The sequence below is a fragment of the Dactylosporangium sp. CA-152071 genome (assembly GCF_050936335.1).
In the GTDB taxonomy this organism is placed as follows: Bacteria; Actinomycetota; Actinomycetes; order Mycobacteriales; family Micromonosporaceae; genus Dactylosporangium; species Dactylosporangium maewongense.
In genome coordinates this window covers 4,213,287-4,230,801 of record NZ_JBNJMZ010000001.1, presented here as the reverse complement: position 1 = coordinate 4,230,801, position 17,515 = coordinate 4,213,287, and the positions used below count along the sequence as shown (strand labels likewise).

Below are 17,515 nucleotides of genomic sequence, written 5' to 3'. Positions count from 1 at the left end.
TGGCGCCGGTTGAGAACTTTACCGGAGCGAACGCACCAGGCCAAATCGGTTGTCGCAAAAACGCCTATTCCAAGGTCAGGACCTTGTTGGTGAGCGCGCCGACGCCCTCGATCGTGACGGTCACCTCGTCGCCGGCCACCATGCGGGAGACTCCGGCGGGGGTGCCGGTGAGGATCACGTCGCCGGGGAGGAGGGTCATGACGTGTGAGACATATGACACAAGGGTCGGCACGTCGAAGACCATGTCCTTGGTGCGGCCGAGCTGGCGGACCTCGTCGTTGACCTCGCAGCGGACCTCGACGTCGCTGACGTCCAGGCCGGTGACGATCCAGGGGCCGATGGGGCAGAACGAGTCGAAGCCCTTCCCGCGCGTGAACTGCACGTCCTTGCGCTGCAGATCGCGGGCGGTGACGTCGTTGGCGGCGGTGTAGCCGAAGATGGCCGCGGCGGCGCCGGCCCGGTCGACGCGGCGGGCGCCTGTGACACCGATCACGACGGCCAGCTCGGCCTCGTGCTCGACCTGCTGCGACTGCGGCGGGATCCGGATGGCGTCGTTGGGGCCGATGACCGACGTGGAGGGCTTCAGGAAGAGCAGCGGCTCCTTCGGCACGTCGTTGCCGAGCTCCGCGGCGTGGTCGGCGTAGTTGCGCCCGACGCACACCACCTTGCTGGGCAGGATCGGCGAGAGCAGCCGCACGTCGGCGACGGCCCAGCGCTGACCGGTGAACCGGAGCTCCCCGAACGGGTGACCCTCGATCTCCGCGACGGTGAGCCCGGCGAGCCCGGCCGAGGGCTCGCCCTCGACGACTCCGAACGACATGCCACTGCTGTGGGCGAAACGAGCGATACGCACGCCGTGAAATCTACTCCGCCGCCAGATGCCGCTCCACGAACGCATTGCTGAACTTGCGGTCCGGGTCGAGCCGGTCACGCAACGCGAGGAGGTCGGCGAGGCGCGACGGGCGCGCCGCGTGGTGGAACACCTTGCCCCAGTGCGGCCGGGGCGACAGCGGCGCCAGCGCCTCCTCCAGGGCCGCGACGACCGGCTCGACCCGCGCGGCGTCCTTGATCCAGGTGAAGTGCAGCGCCACGCTGTCCCGCCCGTACGTCGGGCTCAGCCACAGATCGTCGGCCGCCACGACCCTGATCTCGGAGATCTGCAGCACGGGCGTCACGAGGTGCCGCAGCCGCTCGACCGCGGCGAACGCCTCCACCGCGTCCTGCCGCGCCACGAAGAACTCGCTCTGCAGCTCCTCGCCGCTGCTCGGCGTGAACTCCAGCTTGAAGTGCGGCAGCCGCCGGTGCCACGGCCCGGGCACGCCGCCCTGCTCGGTGCAGCTGACCGCGGGCATCGCGGCGATCGGGTGCATCGGCCGCGTCGCCGGCACCGCGCCGAACCCGTCGGGCTCCTCCCCGTCGGCGAGCTTGAGCCACAGCTGATCGACCGTGTCGCCCGTCCAGGTGGTGAACAGGCTCACCGAATAGCCCGCGGTCGCGATCTCGTCCCAGCGGGCGTCGAGGACCTTCCGCGGCAGGTGCTCGAAGATGTGTTGGCGGATGGTGTACGACTGCCGCACCTCCAACGTCACACCCACCACCACGCCGAGGGCGCCCAGCGCCACGACGCTGCCCGCGAAGTCGGGGTCGCCCCGCTCCAGCCGCACCAGCTCCCCGCCGGCGGTGACCAGCTCGACCCCCGCCACGGCCGTCGCCAGGCTGCCCAGGGCCGCGCCGGACCCGTGCGTGCCGGTGGCGACCGCCCCCGCCACCGAGATGTGCGGCAGCGACCCGAGGTTGTGCAGGGCGAGACCCTCGGCGTCCAGGAACGTGGCCAGCTCGCCATACCGCACCCCGCCGGCCACGGTGACCGTCCCCGCCGCCGCGTCGATCCGCGGCTCGGCCGGCAGCCCCGCCACGCTCACGAGATCCGCCGGCGTGTCGGCGATGTCGTTGAACGAGTGCCCCGACCCGAGCACCCGCACCCGCTCCGCCCCCGCCACGATCTCCCGCACCGCGTCCACCGTGGACGGTCGATGCACCCGGGCGGCGCCGAACGTCAGATTCCCCGCCCAGTTGGTCATGCTCATGTGCCCGAGTCTATGCACGCCCCGCCGTTCGCGGCCGCGACCAGCCGTCGATCTCACCAGACGCGTCCGTTCGGCTACTGTCCGCCAGATGGTGCCGGCAGCAGACTTCGCGAGGTGACTCAACCGCCGATCAACCAGCGGGGCCAGCGCTCCGGCCGGGCCCCGACCATCGCGATGGTCGCCTTCGTGGTGTTCGTCGTCGGTATCTGCGGCATCGCCGCGATCGGCGCGGGCGCCGAGCGCCCGGAAGACACCCGCGACGTGGCCCGCACGGGCGCACTCGCGCTGCCGCAGACGTCCGCGGCCGAAACCACGCCCACCACGACGAGCGCCCCGGCGACGACGCCACCCGCGACGACCGCACCGCCGCCGACCACCAACCCGGCGACGAACCCCGCCACAAACCCCGCCACAAACCCCGCCACAAACCCGGCCACCAAAGCGCCGACCAAGGCGCCCACCAGGCCACCCACCACGAAGGCGACCACGAAGCCCGCCGGAAACTGCAACCCGAACTACACCCCGTGCGTGCCGAACGACCCGGTCGACGTCGACTGCAAGGGCGGCAGCGGCAACGGCCCGTCATACGTCCAGGGCCCCGTCCGCGTCATCGGCGACGACGTCTACGACCTCGACCGCGACGGCGACGGCATCGGCTGCGACTAAGGACGGGAGCGGTCAGCCGGTCCGGATCTGCGAGCCGGTGGCGCCGTCCACGACGGTGCGGCGGTCGAGCGGGGCCTTCAGGGGGACCGGGGTGGACGTCGTCGTGGTCGGGACGGTGCCGCAGGAGCCCGGGGCCCTGGAGCGCAGGTGGGCGGTGAGGGTGACGGTCCGGGCGTCCTCGGCGACGTCGATGTGGTCGAGCGCGTCGCAGCTGGAGTACGTGAGCGACACCTCCAGCTCAGGGCTGTTGCCGGAGGCGGTGGCGACGGACGCGATCGGCGTCGTGGTCGTGGCGGGGCCGCGGGTCAGCCACCGGACCCCGAGCCCGGCGGCCAGGCCGATCACCGCGACCGCCGTCGCGACCAGCCACACCTTGCTTCGTGTCAGCATTGCAGACCCCCGTCCGCCGAAGCCGTCGTCGACACCCAAGGTAATGGGCGTCGATACGCGGCGGGGTCCCGGGAGTGTTACGGGGATTCCAGATAGCGCAGCATCTGCTGGATCTCGGCGGTGCGGGAGTCGGTGATGCGCTTGGCCAGGTCGAGGGCGCCGGGGTTGACGCCGGAGCCGGTCTCCATGCGGGCGATCTCGACCGCGTTGTGCTGGTGGGCGACCAGCATGTTGAGGAAACGCTGCTCGAACGCGGTGCCGTCGAAGGTGGCGAGGGCGGCGATGTCGTCGGCGTTCGTGCCGTGGGCGCCGCCGTGGCCCGCGTGGGAGTCGGGGGCAGCGGTCGGGGGCTGGTTCCACGACTGGAGCCAGACCTGCATCGTCTTGGTCTCGTCGGCCTCGGTGACGTCGATCGCGGCGGCCAGGGTCCGCACGTCCTCCCGGACCGCCTTGGTGCGCGCCAGGCGCACCATCGCGAGCGCCTGCGCCTGATGGGCGACCATCATCTGGGCGAACATGACGTCGGTGTCGTTGAAGACCCGGGACGAGGCTGTGGCCCCGGCGGCACCGGCGGCGCCGGGAGGGGCCGGCTGCGCCGGGGCGGCGGCACAGCCGGCGAGGAGCAACGCCGAGACCAGCACTAGGAATCGCATCCGTTCCTCCTCCAGGAACCGGGGGTGCCCGGCGGACGGGCACCCCCGCGAGCATCGAGCTAGACGCGCTGCCAGAGCGCCGGGACGTTGGGCGGCTCCCAACCGGCGATGGCGGTGTGTGCCTGGCGGCACTGGTAGGTGGCGCCGCCGTACGTGACGCGGTCACCGGCCTTGTACGCGGTCCCGGCCGCCCAGGTGCCACCCGCGGGCGGCGTGGTCGGGGTCGGGGTGGGGTTCACGGTCGGCGTGGGGGAGGGCTGGGTGGGCGTCGGGGTGGGGTTCCCGCCACCGCCGCCGACCTGCAGGTCCACGCAGGAGTAGAAGGCGTTGGGGGTGTCGGCGATGTTCCACCGGGCCAGGACCATGATCCGGCCGGTGCGCCCGCCGAGGCTCACCGTGTGGGAGACGGTCGCGCCGGGCTGGCGGCCGCCGTCGTCGATGACCGCGATGCGCGTGCCGCCGACGAAGTACTCCCAGGTGCTGGTGGAGTGCCGGGCGGTGAGCACCCAGTTGAATGTGACCGAGTTGCCGACGGCGGTCGCCGGCCAGCCCTTGTTGGGGTCGTCGAGCTGGGAGAACCGGCTGTTGCCGCCGCTGCAGCTCATCAGGCCCTTCGGGCCCTCGACGCTCTGCGGCTCGTAGACGATCTCGCCGCAGTTGGCGACCCGGCCCTGGGCGCACATCGCCTGGCGGCTGGCAGGGGAAGAAACGTAACCGTGAGCGGCCGCCGGCTGAGCGGACGCGAGCAGTGACGTGGCGATGGCGCCGAGCGCCAGTGGAACCAGCGCGATCGTTCTTCGCATCGATCGCTCCCTTCGTGCAGTGGGGGTGATGCGGCCAATGTAAAGGAAGGATTGTTAACAGTAAATAACCTTTATGGAAATCGGTCGATAGAGCGCTCTCACTTAAGGTAGGGTCCAGCCGGACTTAAGGTGACAGGAGCGCGACCAGGGCGCGGACCGCCGGATTCTTGCTGGAAGCGGCCCACGCCAGGCCGATGTCGACGGTCGGTGGCGCCCCGGTGAACCGGCGCAGGACCACGCCGGGCACCCGCAGCGCCGTCGCGCGCCCCGAAGGCACCGCCGCGATCACACCGCCCGCCGCCACGGAGCGCAGCAGCTGCTCGTCGTCCGGCTCGTGCCGGGCGAGCACGAAGCCGCCACCGGGCCAGACCTGCGCGACGATCCGGTCGTACATGCCGGGGCCGTTGTCGCGCGGCCACATCACCGCCGGCTCGCCGCGCAGCAGCTCCCGCGGCACCCGGTGGCGCGCGGCCAGGGGGTGCCCGGTGGGCAGCGCGAGCAGCAGCTCCTCGGTGCCGATCGGCAGCCACCGGATGCCGGGGTCGTCGACCGGTGGCCGCACGAACGCCGCGTCGTAGCGCCCCGCGAGCAGGCCGGCGACGTTGGGCGCGGTCCAGCCGGTCTCCGGCACGACCTCCACGAGGGGGTGCGCGGCGCGGAACCGCTCGACGAGCTCGTCGACGCTGCCGCCGCGGGCCGATCGCGTGTACGCCAACCGCAGCCGCCCGCCCTGCCCGCGCACCGCCGCGGCGATCCGCTCCTCGGCGGCGGCGACCTCCGCCAGCAGCGTGACCGCCTCCGCCGCGACGACCGCGCCGACCGGGGTGAGCGCGCAGCCGCCGCGGCCCCGCTCGACCAGCCGGGCACCGATCTCCCGCTCCAGGACGCGGATCTGCTGGCTGAGCGCCGGCTGGGCGATGCGCAGCCGGGCCGCCGCCCGCGTGAAGTGCAGCTCCTCGGCGAGGACCATGAAGTACCGCAGCCGCCGCAGTTCCATAAGCCAGGCTTATCAGACCGCAGCGAACCGGTCTTGGACGGCGCGGCGGGGAGGAGCACACAGTGAAGGCATGAGCGACGTGACAGTTCTCGGCGCCGGGATCATCGGGCTCACCTGCGCCGTCCGCCTGCAGGAGCACGGGCACACCGTGACGGTCGTGACCGCCGACGAGCCGGGGAGCACCGTGTCGAGCCTGGCCGCCGCGGTCTGGTACCCCACCCGTACCGACGGCGACCCCCGCGTCCTGAGCTGGGCCGGCCGCACCTTCGACGAGCTGACCGCGCAGGCGGCGCGGGGCGTGCCCGGCGTCGTGCCCCGGCCCACCCGCATGATCCTGCGCCGCCCGCACGAGACGCCCTGGTGGGCCCCGGCCGTCCCGGACTTCGCGGAGGGGCCGGGCGAGTGGCGTTTCACCGTCCCTTCCGTGGAGATGCCGGTGTACCTGCGGAGCCTGCTGGACCGGTTCGGCACGGCCGGCGGGCGGCTCGTGCGGCACCGGGTCGAGCGCCTCGCCGACGTGCCGCGGCTCGTGGCCGGCGCGCGGGTCGTGGTCAACGCGACCGGGCTCGCCGCGCGCGACCTCGCGGGCGACCCCGCCGTGCACCCCGCCCGCGGCCAGATCGTCGGCGTCGCCAATCCGGGCCTCGTCACCTCGGTGCGTGACGAGGAACACCCGGCGGGCATGACGTACATCCATCCCCGTAGCCGGGACGTGGTCCTCGGCGGCACGTTCCAGCCCGGCGAGTGGGACACCGCCGTCGACCCGGCGACCACGGCGGCGATCCTGGCCCGCTGCGCCGAGCTGGTCCCCGAGCTGGCCGGGGCGCCGGTGCTGTGGCGGGCGGCGGGGCTGCGGCCCGCTCGGCACGGCGGCGCCAGGGTCGAGGCCGACCCGGTGGGGCTGCCCGGCGGCGTCCGCCTCGTGCACGCGTACGGCCACGGCGGCGCCGGCGTCACCCTCTCCTGGGGCTGCGCCGACGACGTCGTCACCCTCGCCGGTGGCGCGGCAGGCGCATGATCGAAGCATGATTCGCTTCGTGCTGAACGTGCTGTGGCTGATCTTCGGCGGCGGCTTCCTGTTGTTCGTGGGCTATGCCTTCGCCGCGGCGATCTGCTTCGTGCTCATCGTGACGATCCCGTTCGCGGTGGCGTCATGGCGGCTCGCCCTGTATTCGCTCTGGCCGTTCGGTCGGACGGTGCAGGCCAAGCCCGACGCCGGGGTGGCGACGGGCCTGGCCAACATCCTGTGGGTCGTGCTCGCCGGCTGGTGGCTGGCGCTCAGCCACGTGACGGCCGGGGTGGCGCTGTGCCTGTCGATCATCGGGATCCCGTTCGGGATCGCCCACTTCAAGCTCGTGCCGGTCGCCTTCTGGCCGCTCGGGCGCGAGGTGGTGGAGGTCTAGCCGATCAGGACCCGGGCCATGACGACGGTGTCGGTGCCGTCGTGGCCGACGGTCACGCCGATCCCCTTGGCCGGGGCGGTGCCGCCGCGCTCGCCGTCGACGTAGAACGCCGCGGTGGCGCCGGGGACCCCGCCCGCGGTCGCGGCGCGGAAGCGCTCGCTGTCGGCGAGTTTTCCGCCGGTACCGGCAGCGAACGTCTTCGTCCGCAGGACCACGTGCTCCTCGTGGACCTCGCACACCGTCCCGCCGGCCTTCAGCAGCGCGGCGAGGTCGGCCTGCAGCTGCTTGGCCGCGGCGGCGTCGGCGAGCCGCAGGTCGACCTGCAGCGGCTCGCCCAGCTCGTGCTCCTTGGGCTCCGGCCCGGCCACGGCGAACGTCACCGACGTCGCGGCGGCCATCGCCTTGTCCAGCGCCTGGATGGCCTTCTGGACCTCCTCCGAGCTGGGCTGGGTCGTCGTGAACGACCGCACCACGGTGCCGTCGCCCAGCTCCGGGTGCTCCCGGAAGTACTTCTCGATCGCCGCCGGGTCGGTGAGGTCGACGCCCGGCGGGAGCGTGATCACCTTATTGGGATCGACGCCCGGCGGCGGGGGGAGGTCGGCCAGGTCGATGTCGTCGGCGAGGCCGCCGAACCGGGCGAGCGGGAACAGGGTCGAGGACAGGATCACGCCGGCGCCGCCGAGGAGCGACAGGTCGCCGAGCGGGCCGCCGGCCGCGCCGGCCGCGGTCGCGTCCGCCGGCAGCGCGCCCAGGAGGGCGAGCGCGTCGGTGCCGGTGGAGGTGGCGGTGAGCGGCAGGCCCGAGCCGCCCGACACGCGGGCCCGCAGCTCCAGACCGTCGTCACCGGCCTGGACGCCGACGACGACCGTGCCCTTCAGCTCCGGCAGCGCGACCGGGGGGCCGGCGGCCTCGGCGTCGGTCTCTTCGCCTTCGACGTCGCCGTCGACGCCGAACGCGAGGAACTCCTGCGCCAGGTCGTCGGCGCGGGCCAGGTCGGCCCACGCGAGGCCGGGCTGGCCGGCGGGGAGCTTCGCCACGGCGGCGGTGAACGCGGGATCCTTCGACAGCGGGGCCTTCGCCGCCGCGGCGGCCGCCGCGGCCGCGGCCCGCTGGAGGTCCTTGCCGTCGAACGCGAGCAGCACGTGCCCGTCGCCGACGACGAAGCCGAGGTCGTCGGTGCCGGCCTTCTGCTGGGCGGCGGTGAGCGCCTTGCGGGCCTTGGCGTCGTCGCGGGAGGAGGCGACGACGAGGGTGACGGCCTTGGCGCCCGGCTCCGGGGCGGCCCACATGGCGACGCCGATCCGGTCGTCGAACCAGGAGGCCACGTCGTCGTAGCCGATGGGCGCCTCGAGGTCGGCGAAGATGTCGCGCTTCGTGTCGTCCAGGGTCTTCGGGCCGTTGCCGCCGGCCTTGCGCAGCAGCGTCTCGACCTTGACCCGCTGGCCGATGCCGGGGGAGAGGTCGATGCGGGCGAACGCGGCGACAGAGGCGGGCACGAGGTCCTCCGGCAGGGTGCCGGTCGGGCCGTTCCACATCCTGGCGAGCGCGAAGGCGCCGCCACCGAGCAGCACGGCGACCGCGACCGCCGCGGCGCTCAGGACCACGGCGAGCCGCCGCCGCGGCCGGACCGGCACCTCGGTGAGCTCGTCACCGGCCGCAAACGCCGGGGCGTCACCGTCGAGCGCGACGGTGTCAGGGTCCGCCTGGGAAGCGTCGACGGCGTCAGCGTGGGACGCGTCGACGGTCTCAGCGTCCGCCTGGGACGCGTCGACGGTCTCAGCGTCCGCCTGGGACGCGTCGACGGCGATGTCCGTCCCGGTGTCCGCCGCGGGCAAGGGGTCCTGGGGCAGCAGGGAATCGTCGGGCGATCGGGTGCTCTCGGACATGTGGCGTTCCTCCCCGTGGATGTCGTCGCGCATCGTAGCGGGAGGGCGGCGCCCGGGAGCACCCGATAAACCGGCTAGAACTGGGCGGCGATGCCCAGCAGCGCGGCGACCAGGACGATCAGGCCGAGCATGGCGGTCATGCAGCCGCCCCGCCCGCCGCTGCCGCCGCTCGGAGCCGGTGGCGCCGGCGCGGTCGGTGCGGTGGGGGTGTCGGGGCGCTGCGGGCCGTCCGGGGTCGGTGAGCCCGGCGCGTGCGACGGCCGGTCCGGGGCACCCGAGGGGGCCTGGCCGACGCCGGACCCCTCACCTTCCGGGGTGTCGGGTGCCTCGGAGAGGCCGTCGTCAATGGGCTCCGGGCTGGCGGGGGTGGACTCAGGCACGGGGGGCTCCTCAGTCAGACGGGCTCGATGTGCCGCACGCTACAGGCCCCCGATGTGCCGCACGTTACAGGCCGGAGAGGCGCTGCCCGGCCCGCACCACGGCCATCGCGTGGCGGTCGCCGGGGCGCCGGCCGAGCCGCTCGATCGGGCCCGACACGCTGATCGCGGCGATGACCCGGCCGGTCCGGTCGCGGATCGGCGCGGAGACGCTGGCGACACCGGCCTCGCGCTCGGCGACGCTCTGCGCCCAGCCGCGGCGGCGGACCTCGGCGAGGGTGCGGCCGGTGAACTTGCAGCGCGGCAGCAGCGGCATCACCGCCTCGGGCGGCTCCCACGCGAGGAGCACCTGGGCGGCGGAGCCGGCGGTCATCGGCAGCACCGAGCCGATCGGCACCGTGTCGCGCAGCCCGCTGGCGCGCTCGGCGGCGGCCACGCAGAGCCGCTCGTCGGCGCGGCGGAGGTAGAGCTGCGCGCTTTCGCCGGTCGCGTCGCGCAGTGCGGTGAGCATCGGCTCGGCCGCGGTCAGGAGAACGTCCGGTGCCGCGTTGGCGAGCTCGCCCAGACGCGGGCCCGGCCGCCAGCGTCCTTGCGCGTCACGAACAAGCAATCGGTGGATTTCCAGGGCCTGTGCGAGCCGGTGCGCCGTTGCCCGGGGAAGCTTGGTCCGGTCCACCAGTTCGGCAAGGCTGGCGCCGTCGACACAGGCGGCCAGAATGACCACCGCCTTGTCGAGCACGCCGACACCGCTCATACTGTGTCCCACAGACCGAAACATACCTCCCAAACTTTAGGATGTCCAGATGGTGGGAGAAGCACGACCGCGGACGCTCGCAGAGAAGGTGTGGGACGCACACGTCGTCCGTTCCGCCGCAGGCGAGCCGGATCTGCTGTACATCGACCTGCACCTGGTCCACGAGGTCACCAGCCCGCAGGCGTTCGACGGCCTGCGGATGGGCGGGCGGCAGGTGCGCCGACCCGACCTGACGATCGCGACCGAGGACCACAACACGCCGACCGACAACCTGCTGACGATCAGCGACCCGGTGTCGCGCACCCAGATCGAGACGCTGCGGCGCAACTGCGACGAGTTCGGCGTGCGCCGGCACTCGCTCGGTGACGCGCAGCAGGGCGTGGTCCACGTCATGGGACCGCAGCTGGGCCTGACCCAGCCGGGCATGACGATCGTGTGCGGGGACTCGCACACCTCCACCCACGGCGCGTTCGGCTCGATCGCGTTCGGCATCGGCACCAGCGAGGTCGAGCACGTCCTGGCGACCCAGACGCTGCCGCAGCCGCACCTCAAGACGATGGCGGTCAACGTCGTCGGCGAGCTCGCCCCCGGCGTCACGGCGAAGGACCTGGTGCTGGCGCTCATCACCCAGGTCGGCACCGGCGGCGGCCGCGGCCACGTGGTGGAGTACCGCGGGCCCGCGATCGAGAAGATGTCGATGGAGGGCCGGATGACGGTCTCCAACATGTCCATCGAGTGGGGCGCCAAGGCCGGCATGATCGCGCCGGACGAGACCACGTTCGCCTACGTCGAGGGCCGCGAGTACGCGCCGAAGGGCGAGGCGTGGGACCGCGCGAAGGCGTACTGGCAGACGCTGCGCACCGACGAGGGCGCGAAGTTCGACACCGAGGTGACGCTCGACATCACCCACCTCACCCCGTTCGTCACCTGGGGCACCAACCCGGGCCAGGGGGCGCCGCTGGGCGCGAGCGTGCCGGACCCGGCCGACTTCGCCGAGGACGCCGACCGCGTCGCGGCGCAGAAGGCGCTGGAGTACATGGACCTGACGCCGGGCACGCCGCTGCGCGACGTCGCGGTGGACGTGGTCTTCCTCGGCTCGTGCACCAACGGCCGGCTCGAGGACCTGCGTGCCGCCGCCGACGTGCTGCGCGGGCGCAAGGTCGCCGACAGCGTGCGCATGCTCGTCGTGCCGGGATCCGCGTCGGTCCGCGCCGCGGCCGAGGAGGAAGGGCTCAACGAGGTCTTCACCGCGGCCGGGGCCGAGTGGCGCTTCGCGGGCTGCTCGATGTGCCTGGGCATGAACCCGGACACGCTGAAGCCGGGCGAGCGCTCCGCCTCGACCTCCAACCGCAACTTCGAGGGCCGGCAGGGCCGTGGTGGGCGCACCCACCTGGTGTCGCCGCAGGTCGCCGCCGCAACCGCCGTCGTCGGCCGCCTGGCGGCCCCCGCGGACCTGAACTGACCGAGAAGACAGGCAGGAATCCGACATGGAGAAGTTCACCGTCCACACCGGCACGGCCGTCCCGCTGCGCCGGTCCAACGTGGACACCGACCAGATCATCCCCGCCGTCTACCTCAAGCGCGTCACCCGAACCGGGTTCGAAGACGGGTTGTTCAACGCGTGGCGCTCGGATCCCGCATTCGTGCTCAACAATCCCGCGTACACGGGCGCCTCGATCCTTGTCGCCGGGCCCGACTTCGGCACCGGATCGTCGCGCGAGCACGCCGTCTGGGCGCTGCAGAACTACGGCTTCAAGGCGGTCGTCGCGCCCCGTTTCGGCGACATCTTCCGGGGCAACGCGCTCAAGGCCGGTCTCCTGCCCGTCGAGCTGGACCTGAAACTCGTCGAGGAGCTGTGGGCCGCGATCGAAGCGGATCCGCAGTTGGCGGTAACGGTCGATCTGCAGGATCGGCAGTTGCGTGCGGGGGACCGTGAATGGGCCTTCCCGATCGACGATTTCAGCCGTTGGCGCCTGCTGGAAGGCCTGGACGACATCGGTCTGACGCTGCGCCACGAGGAGGCCATCACCGCCTTCGAACAAGGCCGTCCGGAGTGGACACCCGTCGTTCACTAGGCCCCGCCTGGGCGTCTCGATGAGCCACCGGCCGAATCCGTTGCTCCACAACGATTTCTTTTCCGTCTAATGTTTGTATTCTGTGAGCGTTGGGATACCTTGCCCACAGGGACTTCATTTCTGGTACGGGAGGAAACAACGTGAACAAGGCCGAGCTCATCGAGGCGCTCAGCGCTCGCCTGGGCGACAAGAAGTCGGCAAACGCGGCGCTGGACGCGGTGCTCGCCGAGATTCAGGCCGCCGTGACCAAGGGCGACAAGGTCGCCATCACCGGTTTCGGTGTCTTCGAGAAGCGCGTGCGTGGTGCGAGAACCGCGCGTAACCCGCGCACCGGTGAGGCCGTGAAGGTGAAGAAGACGTCGGTTCCCGCCTTCCGGGCCGGCGCCAGCTTCCGCGAGATGGTCGCCGCCGGCAAGGTGCCGAAGGCCGCGCCGGCCAAGAAGGCAGCCGCCGCCACGAAGACCGCCGCCGCGAAGGCGACGACCGCCAAGGCCACGACTGCCAAGGCCACCACCGCCAAGGCCACCACGGCGAAGGCCACCACGGCGAAGGCCGCCCCGGCCAAGGCCGCCACCAAGGCGACCGCGACCAAGGCGGCGGCGAAGGCCGCTCCGGCCAAGGCCGCCGCGACCAAGGCCGCCCCCGCCAAGAAGGCCGCCGCGAAGACCACGCGCGCCGCCGCGTCGACGACCGCGCGCAAGACGGCCACCGCCGCCACCACGACGGCCGCCAAGAAGGCGCCGGCCAAGAAGGCCGCCGCCAAGTGAGGTAAGGCAACGGAAAAGGGGCGGCGCCGCGAGTTCGCGGCGCCGCCCCTTCCGTTTTTGTGCGTCAGACCCGCAGCGGGCGCACCGGATCCCAGCCGAGGAGCCGGTCACCGCTGAAGGTGAGCATCCAGCCGGCGCCCTTGCGGGTGTGGAAGTCCACATTGGTGCGTCCGGTCAATGCGGTCAGCAGCGGCGGCATCAGCTTGCCCTGGCTGCACACGACGCTCGCCCCGCCCCGCGCCGCGAGGGCCCGCAGCGCGGCCGCGGCCGCCTCGGGGGACCGCCCCTCGTCGAACGCGCCGTCCAGGTCGAACGGCAGCCCCAGCGGCTCCACCGTCTGCCGGCACCGCAAGGGGGTGGCCGACACCACCCACTCGGGCCGCAGGAGCCGCAGGAGGGCGCTCAGCGCCGCCGCGTGGCCCACGCCGGCCGTGTCCAGCGGGCGCTCCGCGTCCGGGCCGGCCCATTCCTTGCGCTTGCCGGCGTGCGCGTGGCGGACCAGGGCGACCACCGCCGTCACGGGCGGCAGGTCCAGGAACGCCTTCACCACACCCCGGTCGTGCGCGTAGCTCAGCAGCGCGGGCGCCTGCGCGACCGGCACCCAGCGCGCCTCCTCGATCTCGTCGTCCGCCGGCCGGTCCTGCCACAGCAGCGCCCGCATCGACCAGTAGTCGACGACCTTCTCCACGCCCGGCTCGCTGGTCAGGTAGCGGATCGAGGGCAGCCGGGCCTGCGGCACGCCCCGCACCAGCGTCTCCTCGTGGACCTCCCGCACCGCGGCGGCCAGCTCGTGCTCGCCGGGGTCGACCTTGCCCTTGGGCAGGGACCAGTCGTCGTACCGCGGGCGGTGCACCAGCACGATCTCGACACCGTCCCGCGCCGGGCGCCACACCACGCCACCCGCCGCGCGGACGACCGTGTTCACTTCAGCCATGCTGTGGTGTTCTCCTCGCAGACCGCGGCCCACACCGCCGGGAACGCGGCGCGTGCCCGGGTGACCGCGGCCCGCTCCCGCTCGAACAGTCTGCCCGCCGTGACGGCGAGACGGTGGTCGCCACGGTCGAGGAACCGCGCCACGAAGAGCCACGTGTCGGCCGCGGTCGCCGCGTCCTGGTGCTCGCCGAGCACCTTCTGCGCCTTCGCGACCCGCTTGGCGAGCACCGCGGCCTCGGGGCCGGGCACCCAGGAGAACGCGTACCGGGCCCGCTTGGCCAGCTTGCGCACCTCGTGCCAGTCGTCGTCGGGCAGCTCGGGGGTCAGCGCGTCAGCGCCGGCCACCAGCTGCCGCCACGGCTTGCGGACCAGACCCGGCAGCACCCGCCCGGCGGGTGCCCCGTGCCGGCCGACGAGCCTGGGCGGGCGGGTCAGCGCGTCGAGGAGCTGGACGTAGCGCGGCGAGCGCAGCGCCTCGTCCAGCGCCGACAGCGCCGTCTCCTGCCGCCCGGCGAGCGCGGCGTCGATCCGGCCCACCGACTCGGCGTCCACCGCCACGAGCGGGTCGGCGGCGGCGGTCACGTGCAGCCGGGCCCGCATCACCTCGATGTCGCGGGCGCCGCCGAGCGCGCCGGCCAGGCGGCCCAGCTCCGCCCGCAGCGGCCGGCTCCAGGCCGGGTCGAGCAGCGCCTGGAACGTCTGCAGGTCGCTGCGCAGCCGCCGGGTGCCGACCCGCATCTGGTGCACGGGGGTGTCGCCGTTGGGCATCGTCTCGCGCAGCCGGGCGAACGCGTCGTGCCGCAGGATCCGCCCGACGCCGTCGCGCAGCGCCTCGGTGAGGACCGCGCCGGCGCTGTCGTCGGGCTCCGGCGGGGGCGCGGCGCCGTCCGGGTCGGGCACCGCGCCGGCCGCGGTCAGCGCGCCCGCGATGCGGGCCAGGTCCTCGGGCGTGCCGTCGACCGGCAGCACCTCGACCCGCCGGGGGCGGCGGCCCGTCCCGCGCTCGGACAGGAGGCGGACCTCAGCCAGTACACCACCCGCCGCCGAAGACACGTGCACGGCTGAGCGGACCGTCCTCACGGCGCCGAGGTCCGCGCCGCGGCGGAAGGCGGTCACCGCGTCGAGCAGGTCCGCCGGGACGACGCCGGCACCCGCGGCCTGGCTGTGCAGCTCCCGGCCCCGCCGCGGCAGCAGCAGCGTCCACGTGCCGTCGCGGTGCTGGCGCAGCGACACCCCGGCGCGGGCGAGGGCGCCGTCCGGGGTGTCGTGGAAGGTGGCGTCGACGTCGCGGCCGTCCAGGTCGGGCAGCGTGAACCCGTCCCCGACAATGAACTTCACGCCGCCGGCTCCACGCGGTCGACGATGCGGCGCAGCAGGGCCTCCTGCGGGTTCTTGCCCTGCCGGCGGTGCCAGGTGCCGTCCCCGGCCAGCTCGAACGCGCCGGTGTCGTCGCTCATCATCAGCTTCAGCACCCGGTCGAGCTCGCCGGCCGCGACCGGGTCGGTGACCTTGACCAGCGCCTCGACCCGGCGGTCGAGGTTGCGGTGCATGAGGTCCGCGGAGCCGATCCAGTACTCGGCGGAGGCGTCGCGGCCGAACCGGAACACCCGCGAGTGCTCCAGGAACCGGCCGAGCACCGACCGGACCCGGATGTTGTCCGACAGGCCCGGCACGCCCGGCCGTAGCGCGCAGATGCCGCGCACGATCAGGTCGACGCTCACCCCGGCCTGGCCGGCGCGGTAGAGCGAGTCGATGATCTCCTCGTCGACCAGCGAGTTGACCTTCAGCTGGATCAGGCCCTGCTCGCCGAGGGAGATCTCCCGGTCGATCCGGTCGATGATGCCGCGCCGGACGCCGTGCGGCGCGACCAGCAGGCGGCGGTAGGAGGTCTGGCGGCTGTACCCGGTGAGCACGTTGAACAGGTCGGTGAGGTCGGCGCCGACCTCCGGGTCCGCGGTGAGCAGCCCGTAGTCCTCGTAGAGCCGGGCCGTCTTCGGGTGGTAGTTGCCGGTGCCGACGTGGCAGTACCGCCGGATGTGGTTGCCCTCCTGGCGCACCACGAGGGCCGTCTTCGTGTGGGTCTTGAGCCCGACGAGGCCGTAGACGACGTGGCAGCCGGCCCGCTCCAGCGTCCTCGCCCAGCCGATGTTGGCCTTCTCGTCGAACCTGGCCTTCACCTCGACCAGCACCACGACCTGCTTGCCGGCCTCGGCCGCGTCCACGAGCGCGTCCACGATCGGGGAGTCGCCGCTGGTCCGGTACAGCGTCAGCTTGATCGCCAGCACGTTGGGGTCGGCGGCGGCCTGCTCGACGAAGCGCTGCACGCTGGTCGAGAACGAGTGGTACGGGTGGTGCACCAGGATGTCGTGGTCGCGCAGCCGGGCGAAGACGCTGCGCGGGGTCTCGCCCTCGGCGAAGTGCGGGTGGGTCGCCGGCACGAACGGCTGGTCCTTCAGCGACGGCCGGTCCACGCCGTTGTAGATCTCCCACAGCGCGGTCAGGTCGAGCAGGCCCGGCACCCGAAGCACGTCGTGGGAGTCCATGTCGAGCTCGCGGACCAGCAGCTCCAGCACGTGGTCGGAGATCGAGGCGGCGACCTCCAGGCGCACCGGCGGGCCGAAGCGGCGCCGCGCCAGCTCCCGCTCCAGGGCCTGCAGCAGGTCCTCGTCACGGTCCTCGTCCAGCTCGACCTCGGCGTTGCGGGTCACCCGGAACAGGTGGTGCTCGACCACCTGCATCCCCGAGAACAGCTGCCCGAGGTGCGCGGCGATCAGCTCCTCCACCGGCAGGAACCGCACCGTGCGCACGCCGTCGCGGGTGGTCCGGTCCAGCGCGTAGAAGCGCGGCACGTTGTTGGGCACCTTGATCCGGGCGAACAGCTCGGGGCCGCCGTCGTGCTCCCGCACCACGACCGCCAGGTTGAGCGACAGGCCGGAGATGTAGGGGAACGGGTGCGCCGGGTCGACGGCCAGCGGCGTCAGCACCGGGAAGATCTGCTCGCGGAACGACGTGCGCATCCGCTCCCGCTCGGCCGGGTCGAGGTCGCTCCACGGCACGATGTGGATGCGCTCCTCGGCCATCGCCGGGGCGATCTCCTCGGCGAAGACCCGCGACTGGCGCGCGACCAGCGCGGTGGTGCGCTCGGCGATCTGCTCCAGCTGCTCCGTCGGCGGCAGGAACCCGGGGCGGCGCACCGGGATGCCGGTCTGCAGCCGCCGCTTCAGGCCCGCGACCCGGACCATGTAGAACTCGTCGAGGTTGCTGGCGAAGATGGCGAGGAACTTCGCGCGCTCCAGCAGCGGGGTCGCGGGGTCCTCGGCCAGGGTCAGCACCCGGGCGTTGAAGTCCAGCCACGAGAGCTCCCGGTTGAGATACCGGTCCTCGGGCAGCGGTTTCTCGGATGGTACGACCAGCGCGTCGGACTCGGCGTGTGTCTCACCGGGGGACTTCTGGGTGGGGACCAGCGGGGGCTGCTCCGTCACCGTCTCGCTCATGGTGACCTCCTCGGGCTCGGCCTGATTCGCCTGCACGTCTTCACCGGGTGCTGGTGCCGCGGCCTTCGTCGCCCGCCGGACCCGTGGCGCGGTGCCGCCCGCCGGAGGGGCCGCCCGTCGCGGTGCCGCCTTGCGCGGGGCGGCCTTGGGAGGCGCGCTCTGCGGGTCGGAGCGTTGCGCTGCGTTACGGGGGCGGCTGCGACCGGTCGGCGTCTCGTCCACAGGATCAT

Annotated in this window: 18 protein-coding genes; 6 read left to right on the top strand and 12 right to left on the bottom strand. The window is 73.1% G+C overall.

The features are described 5' to 3' along the window. Positions 1–64: 64 nt before the first annotated feature. Positions 65–853, bottom strand: coding sequence for a fumarylacetoacetate hydrolase family protein (locus ACQEVZ_RS18940; protein ID WP_344508050.1), 789 nt, complete (start codon positions 851–853; stop codon positions 65–67). Positions 854–863: 10 nt separating this feature from the next. Continuing rightward, the gene (locus ACQEVZ_RS18935) at positions 864–2,087 is read right to left on the bottom strand and encodes an FAD-binding protein (protein ID WP_433368179.1); all 1,224 of its coding nucleotides are present in this window, start codon (positions 2,085–2,087) and stop codon (positions 864–866) included. 114 nt (positions 2,088–2,201) lie between these two features. Between ACQEVZ_RS18935 and ACQEVZ_RS18930 the strand changes: the two genes are divergently transcribed. Further along, positions 2,202–2,753 (top strand): hypothetical protein, encoded by a 552-nt coding sequence (locus ACQEVZ_RS18930; RefSeq protein ID WP_433368176.1) that lies wholly within the window; start codon positions 2,202–2,204, stop codon positions 2,751–2,753. Positions 2,754–2,765: 12 nt separating this feature from the next. On the opposite strand, the gene ACQEVZ_RS18925 is transcribed toward ACQEVZ_RS18930, so the two are convergent. From ACQEVZ_RS18925 to ACQEVZ_RS18910, 4 genes are all read right to left on the bottom strand, one after another. Further along, positions 2,766–3,143, bottom strand: coding sequence for a hypothetical protein (locus ACQEVZ_RS18925; RefSeq protein WP_354888830.1), 378 nt, complete (start codon positions 3,141–3,143; stop codon positions 2,766–2,768). A 77-nt stretch (positions 3,144–3,220) separates the two neighbouring features. Continuing rightward, positions 3,221–3,796: a DUF305 domain-containing protein gene (locus tag ACQEVZ_RS18920; protein WP_360574088.1), complete on the bottom strand. Its 576-nt coding sequence runs from the start codon at positions 3,794–3,796 to the stop codon at positions 3,221–3,223. 59 nt (positions 3,797–3,855) lie between these two features. Continuing rightward, a complete protein-coding gene (locus tag ACQEVZ_RS18915) occupies positions 3,856–4,599 on the bottom strand; it encodes a lytic polysaccharide monooxygenase (RefSeq protein WP_344508040.1) in 744 nt (247 codons plus the stop codon). Positions 4,600–4,723: 124 nt separating this feature from the next. Then, on the bottom strand, positions 4,724–5,596 hold the full coding sequence (locus ACQEVZ_RS18910) for a LysR family transcriptional regulator (RefSeq protein WP_433368171.1): 873 nt from the start codon (positions 5,594–5,596) through the stop codon (positions 4,724–4,726). Positions 5,597–5,666: 70 nt separating this feature from the next. Between ACQEVZ_RS18910 and ACQEVZ_RS18905 the strand changes: the two genes are divergently transcribed. After that, positions 5,667–6,614, top strand: coding sequence for an FAD-dependent oxidoreductase (locus ACQEVZ_RS18905; protein ID WP_433368168.1), 948 nt, complete (start codon positions 5,667–5,669; stop codon positions 6,612–6,614). A 7-nt stretch (positions 6,615–6,621) separates the two neighbouring features. Then, entirely contained in the window at positions 6,622–6,999 is a 378-nt protein-coding gene (locus tag ACQEVZ_RS18900; protein WP_344508034.1) for a YccF domain-containing protein, read from the top strand. Here ACQEVZ_RS18900 and ACQEVZ_RS18895 read toward each other — a convergent pair. From ACQEVZ_RS18895 to ACQEVZ_RS18885, 3 genes are all read right to left on the bottom strand, one after another. Beyond that, a complete protein-coding gene (locus tag ACQEVZ_RS18895; RefSeq protein WP_433368165.1) occupies positions 6,996–8,885 on the bottom strand; it encodes a hypothetical protein in 1,890 nt (629 codons plus the stop codon). The two genes, ACQEVZ_RS18900 and ACQEVZ_RS18895, sit on opposite strands and share 4 nt — an antisense overlap. Positions 8,886–8,959: 74 nt before the next feature. After that, on the bottom strand, positions 8,960–9,265 hold the full coding sequence (locus ACQEVZ_RS18890; protein WP_344508032.1) for a hypothetical protein: 306 nt from the start codon (positions 9,263–9,265) through the stop codon (positions 8,960–8,962). Between the two features lie 64 nt (positions 9,266–9,329). Beyond that, a complete protein-coding gene (locus tag ACQEVZ_RS18885; protein WP_033357786.1) occupies positions 9,330–10,016 on the bottom strand; it encodes an IclR family transcriptional regulator in 687 nt (228 codons plus the stop codon). A gap of 49 nt (positions 10,017–10,065) precedes the next feature. Here ACQEVZ_RS18885 and leuC point away from each other — a divergent pair, with 49 nt between their 5' ends. From leuC to ACQEVZ_RS18870, 3 genes are all read left to right on the top strand, one after another. Beyond that, complete coding sequence (gene leuC, locus ACQEVZ_RS18880; protein ID WP_344508030.1) at positions 10,066–11,478, top strand: 3-isopropylmalate dehydratase large subunit; 1,413 nt, start codon at positions 10,066–10,068, stop codon at positions 11,476–11,478. A gap of 25 nt (positions 11,479–11,503) precedes the next feature. Then, entirely contained in the window at positions 11,504–12,091 is a 588-nt protein-coding gene (leuD, locus tag ACQEVZ_RS18875) for a 3-isopropylmalate dehydratase small subunit (protein WP_354888817.1), read from the top strand. A gap of 140 nt (positions 12,092–12,231) precedes the next feature. Then, the gene (locus tag ACQEVZ_RS18870; protein ID WP_433368160.1) at positions 12,232–12,858 is read left to right on the top strand and encodes an HU family DNA-binding protein; all 627 of its coding nucleotides are present in this window, start codon (positions 12,232–12,234) and stop codon (positions 12,856–12,858) included. A 64-nt stretch (positions 12,859–12,922) separates the two neighbouring features. Here ACQEVZ_RS18870 and ACQEVZ_RS18865 read toward each other — a convergent pair whose 3' ends face one another. Genes ACQEVZ_RS18865 through ACQEVZ_RS18855 form a run of 3 tightly spaced genes read right to left on the bottom strand, consistent with a single transcriptional unit; the run spans position 12,923 to position 17,507 of the window. Next, the gene (locus ACQEVZ_RS18865; RefSeq protein WP_344508024.1) at positions 12,923–13,792 is read right to left on the bottom strand and encodes an NUDIX hydrolase; all 870 of its coding nucleotides are present in this window, start codon (positions 13,790–13,792) and stop codon (positions 12,923–12,925) included. Next, positions 13,780–15,129, bottom strand: a complete 1,350-nt coding sequence (locus tag ACQEVZ_RS18860) for a CHAD domain-containing protein (RefSeq protein ID WP_354888811.1) — start codon at positions 15,127–15,129, stop codon at positions 13,780–13,782. Before ACQEVZ_RS18860 ends, ACQEVZ_RS18865 begins: the two co-directional genes overlap by 13 nt. After that, positions 15,126–17,507, bottom strand: coding sequence for an RNA degradosome polyphosphate kinase (locus ACQEVZ_RS18855; protein WP_433368156.1), 2,382 nt, complete (start codon positions 17,505–17,507; stop codon positions 15,126–15,128). The genes ACQEVZ_RS18860 and ACQEVZ_RS18855 overlap by 4 nt, the downstream gene beginning before the upstream one ends. Between the last annotated feature and the right edge of the window lie 8 nt (positions 17,508–17,515).